The 14,400-nt window shown below is 38.4% G+C and carries 13 protein-coding genes; 12 read left to right on the top strand and 1 reads right to left on the bottom strand.

Going from position 1 to position 14,400, the window contains the following annotated elements:
• The first annotated feature begins 1 nt into the window (after window position 1).
• The 12 genes from NST46_RS18315 to NST46_RS18260 all read left to right on the top strand — a co-directional run bounded on the left by NST46_RS18315 (window position 2) and on the right by NST46_RS18260 (window position 12,081).
• Window positions 2-223 (top strand): MbtH family protein, encoded by a 222-nt coding sequence (locus NST46_RS18315; RefSeq protein ID WP_095307392.1) that lies wholly within the window; start codon window positions 2-4, stop codon window positions 221-223.
• 2 nt (window positions 224-225) lie between these two features.
• On the top strand, window positions 226-1,647 hold the full coding sequence (locus NST46_RS18310; RefSeq protein WP_341137564.1) for a DHA2 family efflux MFS transporter permease subunit: 1,422 nt from the start codon (window positions 226-228) through the stop codon (window positions 1,645-1,647).
• Window positions 1,640-2,341 carry a 4'-phosphopantetheinyl transferase family protein gene (locus NST46_RS18305; protein WP_341137563.1) on the top strand — a complete coding sequence of 234 codons (702 nt, stop codon included), beginning with the start codon at window positions 1,640-1,642 and terminating at the stop codon, window positions 2,339-2,341. The genes NST46_RS18310 and NST46_RS18305 overlap by 8 nt, the downstream gene beginning before the upstream one ends.
• 335 nt (window positions 2,342-2,676) lie before the next feature.
• Window positions 2,677-3,201, top strand: a complete 525-nt coding sequence (locus NST46_RS18300; protein ID WP_341137562.1) for a hypothetical protein — start codon at window positions 2,677-2,679, stop codon at window positions 3,199-3,201.
• Window positions 3,202-3,278: 77 nt separating this feature from the next.
• Window positions 3,279-3,596 (top strand): thioredoxin family protein, encoded by a 318-nt coding sequence (locus NST46_RS18295; RefSeq protein WP_341137561.1) that lies wholly within the window; start codon window positions 3,279-3,281, stop codon window positions 3,594-3,596.
• Between the two features lie 29 nt (window positions 3,597-3,625).
• Entirely contained in the window at window positions 3,626-4,432 is an 807-nt protein-coding gene (locus tag NST46_RS18290) for a DUF1444 domain-containing protein (protein ID WP_341137560.1), read from the top strand.
• Between the two features lie 14 nt (window positions 4,433-4,446).
• Window positions 4,447-5,052, top strand: coding sequence for a YtpR family tRNA-binding protein (ytpR, locus tag NST46_RS18285; protein WP_095307385.1), 606 nt, complete (start codon window positions 4,447-4,449; stop codon window positions 5,050-5,052).
• Between the two features lie 489 nt (window positions 5,053-5,541).
• Window positions 5,542-7,908, top strand: coding sequence for a DNA translocase FtsK (locus tag NST46_RS18280; RefSeq protein ID WP_341137559.1), 2,367 nt, complete (start codon window positions 5,542-5,544; stop codon window positions 7,906-7,908).
• A 240-nt stretch (window positions 7,909-8,148) separates the two neighbouring features.
• A complete protein-coding gene (locus NST46_RS18275; protein WP_095307382.1) occupies window positions 8,149-9,264 on the top strand; it encodes a nicotinate phosphoribosyltransferase in 1,116 nt (371 codons plus the stop codon).
• Between the two features lie 136 nt (window positions 9,265-9,400).
• Window positions 9,401-10,711, top strand: a complete 1,311-nt coding sequence (gene murC / locus NST46_RS18270; protein ID WP_341137558.1) for a UDP-N-acetylmuramate--L-alanine ligase — start codon at window positions 9,401-9,403, stop codon at window positions 10,709-10,711.
• A 449-nt stretch (window positions 10,712-11,160) separates the two neighbouring features.
• The gene (locus tag NST46_RS18265; protein WP_118889031.1) at window positions 11,161-11,568 is read left to right on the top strand and encodes a DUF948 domain-containing protein; all 408 of its coding nucleotides are present in this window, start codon (window positions 11,161-11,163) and stop codon (window positions 11,566-11,568) included.
• 21 nt (window positions 11,569-11,589) lie between these two features.
• Window positions 11,590-12,081: a YtxH domain-containing protein gene (locus NST46_RS18260; RefSeq protein WP_118889032.1), complete on the top strand. Its 492-nt coding sequence runs from the start codon at window positions 11,590-11,592 to the stop codon at window positions 12,079-12,081.
• Window positions 12,082-12,132: 51 nt separating this feature from the next.
• On the opposite strand, the gene NST46_RS18255 is transcribed toward NST46_RS18260, so the two are convergent.
• Window positions 12,133-14,265 carry a cell division protein FtsA gene (locus tag NST46_RS18255; RefSeq protein WP_340001823.1) on the bottom strand — a complete coding sequence of 711 codons (2,133 nt, stop codon included), beginning with the start codon at window positions 14,263-14,265 and terminating at the stop codon, window positions 12,133-12,135.
• Window positions 14,266-14,400 lie beyond the last annotated feature (135 nt).

Here is a 14,400-nt window from a genome sequence, read left to right as displayed (position 1 = left end):
GATGAGCAATCCTTTCGAAAACCCGGATGGAATTTATGTAGTCTTAATCAATGAGGAAGGCCAGTATTCACTCTGGCCCGACTTTCTGGATATACCATCAGGATGGGAACATGTTTACGGAGCAGACAATCACGAAAAGTGCCTGGATTATATTAAATCACATTGGCATAATCAGATGCCAAATAGTTTGAGAGTATCTGAAAGCATTGGTTCCAGGGCTTAGGAATGAAGCAATATTTTAATGCTAGAGTAGCAGTTGTCATTGTTTATGTACTTGCTATGTTTATGTCTGCTCTTGATAGTACCATCGTTAATGGAGCATTACCGGCAATTGGGGAAGCGTTCGACGTTCCCCCTTCTGCTACTGGAACAATCAACATCGGCTATCTCGTTAGCTTAGCAATGTTTCTTCCAGCAGCTGGTTGGTTTGGTGACCGTTTTGGAACGAAACGTGTATTTCTAGCCGCGCTTGCACTATTTACGATTGCATCAGCATTATGCGGAATAGCTCACAATATGTTTACATTGAACCTGTTTCGAATTTTGCAGGGCATAGGGGCAGGTTTTCTTACCCCTGTTGGTATGGCGATTTTATTCAGGACATTTACCCATGAAGAACGGCCAAAGCTTTCACGTATACTAATTATACCAATCGCACTTGCACCTGCACTTGGCCCGGTAATTGGCGGATTGCTTGTAGATGTTCTTTCCTGGCGATGGATATTTTATATAAATATTCCAGTTGGCATACTAGCCTTAGTAATTGGGAAGGTATACTTGCAGGAACATCTGGAGGAAGCGGTAGGGAAATTTGATTATAAAGGTTTTTTACTGTCGCTATCAGGTTTTTCGATGTCAATTTATGCACTCACACAAGGTGCAATCAAAGGTTGGACTACTCCGGAAATTCTAATTACTGGTCTTGTCGGTATTTCTTTCATGATTGCGCTCGTTCTTGTAGAACTTCGTATCGACAAACCGATGATCAATTTAAGCCTCTTGAAAGATCCGATGTTTCGCATAATGAGTCTAATCAGTCTCTGTTCAGCGGCTGGTTTATTGGGGATGCTTTACGTATTTCCGCTCATGTACCAAAACGCATTAAATGTAAGTGCTTTACACACAGGACTAACAACATTTCTAGAAGCGCTTGGATTAATGGCAGCTTCTCAAATCATGCCTTGGACCCTGAAAAGACTTGGATTGCAGCGTCTGCTAGTCTTTTCACTATTAGGAACCATTATTGTATTTATACTCATTGCACTATCGGCATCATCTAATCCATGGTTGCTCAGAGTATTGATGTTTGGTATTGGCTTTTTCCTGGGCCAGACCGTAGGAGCTGCACAAATTTCTGCATTTAAACATATCGATTCTGCTTCTATGAGCAGAGCAACAACATTATTTAATATGCAGAACAGACTAGGCTCTGTACTTGGTGTAGCTATATTGTCCAGTGTACTCGGTGCATCGGATGCAGCAGGGGCTGAACATATTGGATTATTGAACTACCAGTATGCATTGTTCGGAGCTGCTCTATTTCTAATTATCGCATGGGTTATTGCAATCAGGTTTAAAGAAACAGCAGATAAGCTAAATCCGCGGATACATTTGGATGAAGTCGAGAGGGGCAAACAGAGTGGTTGAAGTTTATATTTGTCAATTACCCGAAGAAAAAAGCCAATCAGAGCTAACATCCATGCTGGCATATGTATCTGGCGAAAGGCAAAAACGAATAATGCAATTCTTCCACCTCGCAGATGCTTACCGTACACTGGTCGGTGAACTGTTGATTAAGCATGTGCTTTATAAACAGTCAGGGAAGCGAGCGAAGGATATTACAATAGAAAAAAATGCATATGGTAAGCCATATTTTCCAGATTATCCTTCTATACAATTCAATATTTCACATTCTGGTGATTTTGTTGTCTGTGCGGTGCACGATCAGCAGGTGGGCATTGATGTAGAAGAGGTAAGGGTATTTGATTTATGTATGGCTAAGCAGCTTTTTACCGAGTTTGAATATTGGGAAATACTTGCAGCAGAGAATAAAAGCCTTGCATGCTTTGATATTTGGACAATGAAAGAAAGCTATGTGAAGGCATTAGGAAAAGGGTTGGCTATTCCTCTTGATTCTTTTCGGGTGAAAAAAACAAAGATGGACCAGGCTGTTATTATAGATATGGATAGAAATGAAGAGATTAAGGGCTTCATGCTAAAGCAATTTACAATTGCAAAAGACTACAATCTTGCTGTATGTGCACATGGTGCAAGTGAATATAACTTTTGTAAATATCCGGATCAGATAAGTTTTCACCACTTATGTAACGATGTTATGTAGAAGTCAAAAGCTTTGGAAAAGGATAACCTATAATAGCATACAAATTGTTTTTATAAATTATAAAACGTGAGCGGTGGTCCTCTACTGCTCACGTTTATTTTGGGTGAACTGAGTATAACCAAATAGACTCTAAAGTGTTATTGGTTCTTTAGCTGTTTTCATCGACTGCCTCCAGTTTTATCACCTTTCAAAAATGTTCGATTTATCGAACCCCAAAAAATATGGATGAAGTTCGTACGTTGCTAACTGGGCACAGCCGCTTTTGTTCTTTAAAAATAAATCATTTCATAGTATCATGAACAATGGCTAAAAAGTACGTACTAGGAGGAAGCGTCGTGATAAATTTAATCGTTACGCTATCTGTAACAGCTTTAGCTATTATATTGCTTGCTGGGTGTGGATTTAAATCAGAGGAAGAAGCAGTAGCTGATGCAAAAGAAGCGGCTGAAGCGGTATTTTATAGTGATACACCGGTTGAAACAAATTATGAAATGGAAAGTAATTCTATTTATATACCTGATCGTTTAGAAGTAGAGAGCAAAGATGAAAGTAATTTGATTCTTGTTGATGGGAAGCAAACATACATCGTTTTTTATAACGAATTTGAACCCGCTTCAAGTGAGTTGAATTACGAGGCTGCTCAGTCAGATCAAGCACTGGTGCTGGATTCGTACAGTGATGGTGATAAATTTGGGTATATACGAATTCTGCCTGACGATGGAGAGGGCTACGAATTACAAATTGGCATTGGAGGCGCTAAAATCACCACATATACCCAAAAGTCTAGAATCAAGAATGATGCAAGTGAGTTAATGAACATTGCAAAATCAATTGCTATCGAGCAGGAGAGCATAGAGTAAACACATGTTCAATCCTTGATAATTGAATCATACTTGAAACAAAGCTATGATAGTAAAGGAAAGGGAGTTGAGACGAAATGAAACAGTTAGAAACAGTTGAGCAATTTAATGATTTAAAAGATAATGAACGTGTTATTTTTATATTTTCCGCTGGCTGGTGCCCAGATTGTCGTGTTATTGAGCCGATATTACCTGAAATTGAACAAGCCTATTCACAGTATCAATTTGTCGAAGTAAATCGAGATAATTTTATTGAACTTTGTCAGGACTACGATATATACGGCATTCCAAGCTTCTTAGCTTTCATAAACGGCAAGGAAGCTGGTCGCTTTGTTAGTAAGGACCGGAAAACAAAAGAAGAGATTGAGCAATTTATTAAAGGACTATCAGTATAAGCTCAAGTGGTACAGGAGGTGACGATTGCATGAAAATGACGAGCTTTAAAATGAAAAAAGTATTGGAAGAACGTTTTGCGAATAAATATTTTAAGACTTCGTTTAATCGTGATAAAGATACATTCAGAGTAGAATGGAAGGAATCGAACCAAGGAATTACAATTACATTACCAAATGTAATCGTAAAATACAATCAGCGTGGAGAAGTGGCTATTGATGAGCTGGAGGAGCATGTGAGAGAGGCGCTCCGAATTATGAATGAGGAGCATCAGCTTGCGGGAATGGAGAAACATATATACCCTGTTATGCGTTCACCGTCCTTTCCAACGGAAACCAAAGCCGGTACAAAGCTTGTCTATAAGGATCATACAGCAGAAACGCGTGTTTTCTATGCGCTAGATTTAGGTAAATCCTATCGGCTGATAGATGAAAAGCTTCTTGAACAAGAAGGTTGGACTGCTTCACGCATTGATGAAATAGCAACATTTAATGTACGTTCCTTGAGTCTTGATTATAAGCACGACCAAGTAGCAGATAATGATTTTTATTTTGTTGCAACACAGGATGGCTATGATGCAAGCAGAATATTAAATGAAGCTTTCTTAGAAGAGATGAAGGCGAATGCCAAAGGTGATTTAACTGTAGCCGTTCCCCACCAAGATGTGTTAATCATAGCTGACATTCAAAATAAAATGGGGTATGATATTTTAGCGCAGATGACAATGAAGTTCTTCGCGGAAGGACGTATACCAATTACCTCTCTTCCATTTATTTATGAAAATAAGAAGTTAGAACCAATCTTTATACTTGCAAAAAATAGACCTGAAAAAAGCTAGAAAGGATGAATGTAATGGATGTTTTTTACAATCCAGATGGTATTGGTGACGTGTTACTAATTCCAATCAAGGATGGAGACCGCTATGAAATCGAACACGAAAGATTCGGTCCAATTACAAAAATCACTTCAAAAAAAGGTGAGGTGCTTGGCTACAATATATTTGAAGCTTCGAAGCATTTTGATTTAGCAGAAAAGGGAAAGATAAAGTTGACGGAATCCTTCTTACAAGAGATTAAGCAATTATTCGCGGTAAATCAACTTAGTGATCAGCTTGATTTTGACTTGAGTCCAAAATTTGTAGTTGGCTATGTAACAAGTAAGGATAGCCATGAAAATGCCGATAAATTGAGTGTTTGCCAAGTTGACGTGGGTACCGAAACATTACAAATTGTATGTGGAGCACCAAATGTGGATGCAGGTCAAAAAGTAGTCGTGGCTAAAGTTGGCGCAACAATGCCAAGTGGTTTGAAAATCAAACCTTCTGAATTACGAGGAGTACCATCAAATGGTATGATTTGTTCACAAAAAGAATTAGGGCTCCCGAATGCGCCAGCGGAAAAAGGAATTTATGTATTGGATGATTCTTATTCAGTAGGAGAAGAATTTATCACGCATTAACGGGCTGGTCGACTTAGATCGCGACGTCCTGTGCGTTGTGATACCCACCCTCTTTGCGTAAGAAATACAAAAATGTGAAGGTGGGAGGGAGATAAATATCCCGTAACTCCAGATTCTGTTCAACTAACATTCAGTAAGGGAGGAAAAGAACCTCCTTTACTGAATGAAGTTTCACTTTATCGTTTAAATAAGGCAAAAGGACAACCTTTCACATGAGTGCGAGGTTGTTTTTTTCGTTTACCTGCCTGCTTTTAATTAAGTTTTTTCATCTTCATCAAGTTACATAGATAATCGACATTGCTTGAGACCCAGAGAAGATGATGGTAAACCAGGTAATTCAACTTATGTTTTCTTACATACGTTTCAAAAAAACCTAAAAACTGCTAGAATAGAAAATGATTAACTATAATGTTATACCATTATTGTATGGGGATAGGCAGGAAAGGTTTCTATTTTCCTGTCCGCTAAAGAAAAGAAAGAGTGATAGATATGTTTGAACAATGGAAGAAAAAATTAAAAAATATATTTACAGAAGAAGTAGAAGTGGAAGTTGAAGAAATTGTGGAGATTAAGGCAAACCCTAGCCTTCATAATAAAGAAAATAAACAAGTTGAAGCGAGAATGATGTATCAGTATCCTGAGAAAAATTCATTTCGTTTTCCTGTTATACCTGATGTGCCAACAAAAAAAACGGTAAACCGGCCAGCTGAAAGTAAAGTTGATTATGAAACGTCTGCGCCCACATTTAAAAAGGAGAAGAAGCGGGAAGAAAGAAAGTTTGAAGAACCGATAAGACATGACAGGAAAGTATACAAAAAGAATCCTGACATTCCATTCGAGCCGACAGACGTACCATCGCCAATTTATGGCTATCAAAAGAGGCAGAAAGAGAAGGAAATAGAAAATGTTCCTGCATATAAACGGAAGGATCAAATACAGGAAGAAAAACGTAATGAAGAACAGATTCCTATCTTCTCAAAGATAGAGGAACGCAAACAAAAATCTGCGTCGCCAATAGAAGTGCAAAACAAGGCAGTTGAAAGTATTACAAAGGAATCTTCTCTTAATAAAGAGGAGACAAGCCCTGTAATCGAGGCAGAGAAAGAGGCTGCAGCTACAGAAGCTCCTCTAGAAAATGTAATAAAAACAGAAGATACGAGTTCCGAAGTGCAGGAAAGAAATCGAAAAGAAAAAATTAATCCGATTAGCACACAACAGAATCAGCGAGTATCGGAAAGAAGAAGTGAAAGAAAGTCGGAACCATTTAATGTTATCATGACACCTCGTGATAAAAAACGACTTTATGACCGAAAACGTAATGAAGTATGGAAGCAACAGGCAGCGACAATAGAAAAGATGGAAACAAAGGAAACGCAGCAGGAAGAAGAACCTGTAACTCAACAAGGAGCAGTGGAGCAGGAAGTTATTGATATCGTACAGCAACAAGAGCTTGTACGGGAAGTCCCTGTTCACTTACTCAATGATCCGGTAGAAAAAAACAATGACGACAAGCTTTGGGTAACAGAACAACAACAGTTGCTAGAACAAACGCTAAAATATTTTAATGTACGTGCACGTGTCGTAAAAGCGACACAAGGACCATCTGTTACAAGATTTGAAGTTCATCCAGAGTTAGGCGTTAAGGTAAGCAAGATTAAAAATCTTTCCGATGATTTGAAGTTGAACATGTCTGCAAGAGATATCCGTATCGAAGCCCCGATTCCGGGGAAAAATACAGTTGGAATTGAGGTGCCGAATCTGAAAGCAGAGATGGTAGGCTTGCAAGGTATTTTTGAAACGGAAGAATTTAAAGAAAGTAAATCACCGCTTAGCATTGCACTCGGCTTAACGATTGAAGGAAATCCAAAGATCACAAATATCCAAAAGATGCCACATGGTTTGATTGCAGGTGCAACAGGTTCCGGGAAGAGTGTTTGTATTAACACGATTTTAATTAGTCTCATCTACAAAGCAAATCATGAGGATGTTAAATTTTTGCTCATTGACCCGAAAATGGTCGAGCTAGCACCTTACAATGGCATTCCACATCTAGTTGCACCAGTTATAACAGATGTGAAAGCTGCAACACAAAGTTTGAAGTGGGCAGTGAATGAAATGGAAGACCGTTACGAGAAATTCGTTAAGGAAGGTGTGCGAGACATTGAACGCTACAACCAGAAGGTAATCAAAAAAGGTCGTAGCAGTGTAAAAATGCCGTTCATCGTAATTGTTATTGATGAGCTTGCTGACTTAATGATGATGTCGCCGCAGGATGTGGAGGATTCAATTAGCCGAATCGCCCAAAAAGCGAGAGCATGCGGGATACATTTATTATTGGCCACACAGCGTCCATCTGTTGATGTTATTACAGGACTAATTAAAGCAAATATCCCAACACGGATTGCATTTAGTGTATCGTCCCAAATTGACTCGCGGACTATTATTGATTCTAGCGGGGCGGAAAAGCTTCTTGGAAGGGGCGACATGTTATTTGTAGAGAATGGTGCTGGTCAAAGTGTCCGTCTACAAGGTCCGTATGTATCCGACGAGGAAATCGAACGGGTAACAAGTTATGCTAGAAGCTTAGCTGAGCCGAACTATCTATTTGAACAGGAACAATTGCTGGAGCAAATTACCGTAGATGAGGATGCGGATGAATTAATGGATGAAGCAATTCAATTTGTTATGAATCACCAAAGTGCAAGCACATCGCTCTTGCAGCGTCATTTTAAAATTGGCTACAACCGGGCAGCGCGCTTGATTGATGCACTAGAGGAACGAGGTATTATTTCTGGACAAAATGGAAGTAAACCGAGAGAAGTATTAATTAGTCCATCCCAACTAGATGAAATGTAATTTACCATGCATTTGCGAGCTTAACACCTCCACCTTAAGTGTGAGAAAAGCAAAAACGTGAAAGTGGGGTTAACATCCCGTAAATTCCTGATTCTATTCAAAGGCCTGCGGGTCTCCCTTGTGGTGCTACCATTTAGTGGAGAAAGGACCCCCACAAAATGAAATTTCACTTTATTTGTCTAGTTGGGGAATTTTCTATATGATAAAAGAACGAATTGTTACTGATAAGGAGAGCCTATTATGAAAGAAATTGAACAAAAGCTAGAAGGTAAAATTAAACGATTAACGAACAGAACCTTTAAATTTGACGAAAGAATCCGTGAGGGATGGTTTTCAGCCGTTTATTTTCTTAAAACGAAAAAAATTGCAGAGGAAAAATTAGCAAATAATTATGTAACGATGCAATTTTTTCAAAAGGAGCATGCTGTATTATGTGGAACTGATGAGGTAATTGCATTGTTACATACATTTGCAGACCGTCCAGAAACGCTGAAAATCCACTCGCTAAAAGATGGAGATAGAATCAGTCCGTACGAAACAGTTCTCACAATTTCTGGGTCTTATCAGCAATTTGGCTTTTTAGAAGGAATTATTGATGGAATCCTTGCAAGAAGAACATCTGTCGCGACAAATGTATACAATGTGGTAAAAGCTGCACGAACCTCCGGGGAGCAAAAACCAGTTGTTTTTATGGGAGATCGTGATGACCACTACACGACTCAGGCAGGGGACGGATATGCTGCATTTATCGGTGGGTCCACTGCACAAGCTACGCACGCCATGAATGAATGGTGGGGTAAAGAAGGAATGGGAACAATGCCGCATGCATTGATTCAAATGTTCCGTGGAGATACCGTAGCAGCTGCTAAAGCCTATCATGAACTATTTCCTGAAGATGATTTGGCTGCGCTTGTTGATTACAATAACGATGTGATAACAGATTCATTAAAGGTTGCCAGAGAATTTGGAGATGCTCTTAAATCCGTTCGTCTCGATACATCCCGTACATTAGTGGATAAGTACTTTTTAAGAAACCATCATTTAATGGGAACTTTTGATCCAAGAGGTGTGAATCCCGAATTACTTTTTGCATTAAGAGAAGCATTGGATGATGACGGCTTCCAGCATGTTAAAATAATGGTTACTGGCGGATTCACAGAAGAACGGATTACCGAATTTGAAAAAGCTGGAGTACCTGTAGATATGTATGGTGTTGGAAGAAGTTTACTACGCTTAAATGTTGGGTTTACAGGAGATTTAGTACTGCTTAATGGAAGTCCGGAAGCGAAAGAAGGACGCAGATATAGACCAAATCCACGATTGGAAAAGGTTGACTATAACGCTCCAAACGCATGATACAGCCGTGCTTTTGAAAATAAGAGAAAAGTATTTGAATCTATATCAATTTTTGCTATAATGAATCGGTGTGAATATCCTTTCATACAATTATTTGCAGATGTAACGTTTGTATGAACAAGTTGGAGGTTCGTTTATGACAACTTACCATTTTATTGGTATTAAAGGGACAGGAATGAGTGCTCTTGCGCAGATCCTTCATGATTCGGGTGAAAAGGTGCAAGGGTCTGATTATGAGAAAAATTTTTTTACGCAGGAAGCACTTGAAGAAAAGCAGATTCCAATTCTTGCTTTTTCTGAAAGTAATATTAAAAAAGAGTTTACCGTTATTGCCGGAAATGCATTTTCAGATGAGCATATAGAAATTCAGGAAGCGAAAAGATTAGGCTGTACATTTTACAGATATCATGAATTCCTTGGCGAATGGTTGAAGCAGTATACAAGCATTGCCGTCACAGGTGCACATGGGAAAACATCAACAACTGGGTTATTAGCCCATGTGTTAGATGAAACATTCCCTATTTCTTATTTAATAGGTGATGGTACAGGCAATGGTCATGTTGACAGCCAGTATTTTGTTTTTGAAGCTTGTGAGTACCGTCGTCATTTCTTAAGCTATGAGCCTGATTATGCGATCATGACAAATATTGATTTTGACCATCCAGATTACTTTACGAGTCTTGATGACGTAGTCGATGCGTTTCAATCCATGGCAGACCGAGTAAAAAAATGTATTATTGCATGTGGTGATGATGAAGAACTGCAAAAGATTCATACGAAGGTTCCGGTAATTTATTATGGGTTTGCTGCAACAAATGACTTCCAAGCTCAGAATGTGCAGGAAACAGAAAATGGAACGCAGTTTGACGTGTTTGTAAGAAATACGTACTATGAAACGTTTACGATTCCGATGTATGGAAATCATCATATTCTAAATGCGCTATCTGTCATTGCGATTTGCCATTATGAAGGTATTCAAGCAGCAGATATTAAAAATCTATCTACATTTAAAGGGGTTAAGCGCCGTTTTAGTGAAAAAGAAATTGCTGGTCAAGTAATTATTGATGATTACGCACATCATCCAAGGGAAATTACGGCTACAATTGAGTCTGCGAGAAAGAAATACCCGAATAAGCAAATTGCAGCTGTTTTTCAACCACATACATTTACAAGAACAAAAACATTCCTGCAAGAGTTTGCTGATAGCCTAAATGAAGCAGATCACGTTTATTTATGTGATATCTTCGGCTCTGCTCGAGAAGAATCGGGTCAGCTGTCAATTAATGACTTACAGCAATTAATTTCAGGAAGTGAAATCCTCGAATTAAATCAAACAGAAGTGTTACAGCAGTTTAAAGACAGTGTTCTAATTTTCATGGGTGCTGGAGATATTCAAAAATTCCAAAAGGCGTATGAAGAGACGCTAAAAAACTCAATAAAAAACTAATGCCGTAAACCATCAATTCTAGTAATTGGTGGTTTATTTTTTACTTGTAATAAAATCAAAGTATTTTAATTAGACCACGTTTATACGGTTGAGATAAAATGATAGAAATTTGCTGTTTATGTTTACGGAATAAATTATATGGGAAAATAAGCTATACAAGTAAGATATATTTTTCATATGAGTAGGCAGGAATTCTATCATATTTGTCGAAATTGTTAAAGGAAAGGGTTATACTATAAGGGCAAAGGAATGAAGTGGCAAGCCGCTATGGAATAGAAGGTTTTGTGCTTTATTGTACTTATTCAGCGCGTTTCTTCGCTCATACATAGGTTTACCCTTCATAATTTGGGGTATTATTTTAAAAAGTGTATGATTGTATTAATAAAGAAATGCTCTTATTAGAACCAACACAATAGCAATACTACACGAAAAAGGAGCTGATTTTAGAAATGGAAGTTATATTATATATTGCCGCACTTCTTGCAGTTATCGCATTTATCGTGCTGGTAGTATATGTAGTTATCACATTAAAAGCAACAAAAGAAACGCTAAACAACGTATCAAATACAATGCAAGGACTAGAAAAACAAATACAAGGTGTTACAACGGAAACAACGCAGCTTTTGAATAAAACTAATCGTTTAGCTGACGATATCAATCATAAATCTGCAAAGTTAGATGGTCTATTTGAAGGTGCTAGTGGTATTGGTGATACAGTCAAAGATTTCAACCAAACATTGCGACAACTTTCCAATACAGTTTCCCGATATTCTAAAGAAGATCAGGAAAAGGCTGCACAAGCAGTGAAATGGGGAGCTTCCATATTGGAATATTGGAATAAAAGAAAAAGAAAATAATTAACTCTAGGAGGAATAAGGATGCCAGAAAACAATATTAATACGAAAGATTTTATTATCGGATCATTAGTAGGGGCAATTATTGGTGGATCAACAGCATTGCTGTTTGCCCCAAAATCAGGAAGAGAGTTAAGAAGTGATATTAACCAAGGTGCAACACAAGTTAAGGATCGTGCCAGCGGATTCAAGGATGCAGCCCAAGAAAAAGGAATGGAATTGAAAGATAAAGCATTCGCTACAAGTGCTGACCTGACTAAGAAAGCTGTTGATACGACATCACAACTTACTAAAAATGTTGCACAAAAGTCTCAGGAATTAAGAGAGAATGTTGCTCAAAAATCACAAGAATTAAAAGAAAATGCTTCTCAAAAAGCGAATGAAGTGAAAAAAGATGCTGCAGAAAAGGCTGAGGAAGTAAAAGCAGATGCCGAGCAGAAGGCAGAAGAAGTAAAGGCAGATGCATCGAGCAAAAAAGAAGAGGTTAAAAAAACTGCAAAAGCAGCAACAAAATAAGATAAAAAGGCTGTCACAAAAAAGTGACAGCCTTTTTAAAACCTTTTTTATTTAGTCTTCCCAGCGAATCTCTAGCTTATCTCCAGTGATAATTTTCTCATCAAACGAGGTGGGGAGATTATTCTTCAACAATTTAAACTTTCCGTTTGCCTTGGTTAAATCGATGTGTACATAACGAAAAACATCCTGAAAAATGAATGGCTCTATTTTTCTTTCTTTCAGCGTAAGTACATCGTGTGGCTGAATAGGGTCCTCTATACTTAATAAATCCTCATCTCGCTTGATTCTAACAAGAGGTTGTGTCAATATAACCTTTTCATCATTAAACGTGACAGTGACCTTATTTAAAGCTTTTTTATCAAGCTGCTGTAACAGATCATGGACGGTCGGTTGCTTTGCTAGTATGACTTCTATTCGATCATTTTGTTTTAAGGTGTCATCTAACGCTGATTCTTCATTGTTGACCAAAATTCTAGTTGTCCCAGTAGTTAGCGTGATAGAATGGTTATTGAGTCGTATTGTAAATGGTTTTGTAGTGATACTCGGAACCAAATTTCGCTCTTGTAAAAATGCACGGATTGTTCTTGTTTGTTTCCAGGTGACTTTGTCGCCATCTTTTATACTATAATTTGAGTTTTTAATACTGCCATTTACATAAAAATCTGTTTGCAGCTTATAAGGCTTTTTGTTATAGAAGATAGTCATAGATGGAGCTTCACCTATAAGTTCCTTTAAGGTCGTCTGTACTGGCTTTCCATCGGCACCAGCAACAAATTCAATATCATCTCCATCTATAATTAAGTCATCAACGTGGGCGGCGTTATTGTTTAAATAGATTTGCGGTGCTTTGCCAAAGCTGCCAGGTAGTGTTATTTCTTTACCATTTACAGTAACAATAGAGGCTAACCCTGGTTTTCCATAAAGCTTATTCAATTTGATCCCAGCTTGAATCAAGCAATCGCCAATAGTAAGTTGCTTCATCTCAAATAGTCGAATGACTTGCTTGTTCACTGTTACACTCACATAGTGCACAGGATTTTGTCTGGCGGCAATTGCAATACCAATTGGCGTAACAAAGTCAGGACCCGTTGGGACACCTTCATGACGTAAATTTTGGATTGCGTCGCTTCCACGAATAGCAACCCGATTATGCGGAAGATCCATTTTATCTGCAAGATTTGTTGTTAAGTTTGGTGTTAAGCTTCCTCCACCAACAAGCATGATTGCACGCGGAGCTTTTGCATTTAACTGAAGAATTTCAGTAGCTATTGCTTCAGCCAGACGCTCGACAGATGCTGCAATATCTTTGGCAAGTGTCTCATAGGTGATGACAGATTCAAAACCTAGTATATCTGCAACCGTGTATTCCCCGTTATTCACGATTGCTCGTTTCGTTTCCTCAGCCTTAGGAAAATCAAGTAAGTAATGATCACTTATCGCTTCAGTCACTTCATCACCAGCGATAGGTACCATTCCATAGGCTACAACAGTACCTCTATCCGTGATTGCAATATCACTCGTTCCTGCACCAATATCAACAAGCGCTACATTCAGTCTGCGCATCGACTCGGGTATTAACACATGGATCGCTGCTATTGGCTCTAGTGTTAGAGCCTCCATATCCAGATCTGCACGTCGAAGGGCCGCTAGCAATGATTCGACAACTATTTTAGGAAGAAACGTAGCAATTATTTCAACTGTAGCTTCTTCACCGCTCTGGTCAATGAGCGAGCCGATTTGTTCTTGATCTAACTTATAATTTAGAACAGAATACCCAACACAGTAATAGTTATTGTAATCATTATTTTTATCTTTTTTCGCTAGTGTTTGCTGTGCGTGTTGAACAGCAGTGAGCTCTAAATGCTTGATAACATCTAAATCTGTAATTGGGTGATGATGCAATGAAATGGAAGCACTTGCTTCCACTGTTTTTAATGATCTTCCGGCTGCGGCAACACAGGTTTTGGTAAACGGGCTACCTGCTCTTTCTTCAAGTTTTTCTTTGACCTCTTGAATGACTTGAGCAACCGCTACTACATTATGTATTTGTCCATCACGCATTGAGCGTTCTGTATGTTCTTTCATATAATAATCAATAACTTTGAATTTGTTATCGAGACTCTCCAATATAATGCCAGTAACGGAACGAGTGCCAATATCGAGGGCAAAAATAGGTTCTCCCATCGCTTAAACTCCTTCCTTTTAATAGTATGATAGTTTTTTACAATCTTATCCGTCCGGTGTCATGCCAGGCAGTTGTGCTTCTTAGTGCCTGATCTCAGTCTCTCCAAAACGGGTCTCAAAAAAGAGAATAGTAAA

This window comes from Oceanobacillus sp. FSL W7-1309, from assembly GCF_038002145.1.
Classification (GTDB): domain Bacteria; phylum Bacillota; class Bacilli; order Bacillales; family Amphibacillaceae; genus Oceanobacillus; species Oceanobacillus profundus.
This window is presented reverse-complemented; position numbering and strand designations above follow the sequence as displayed.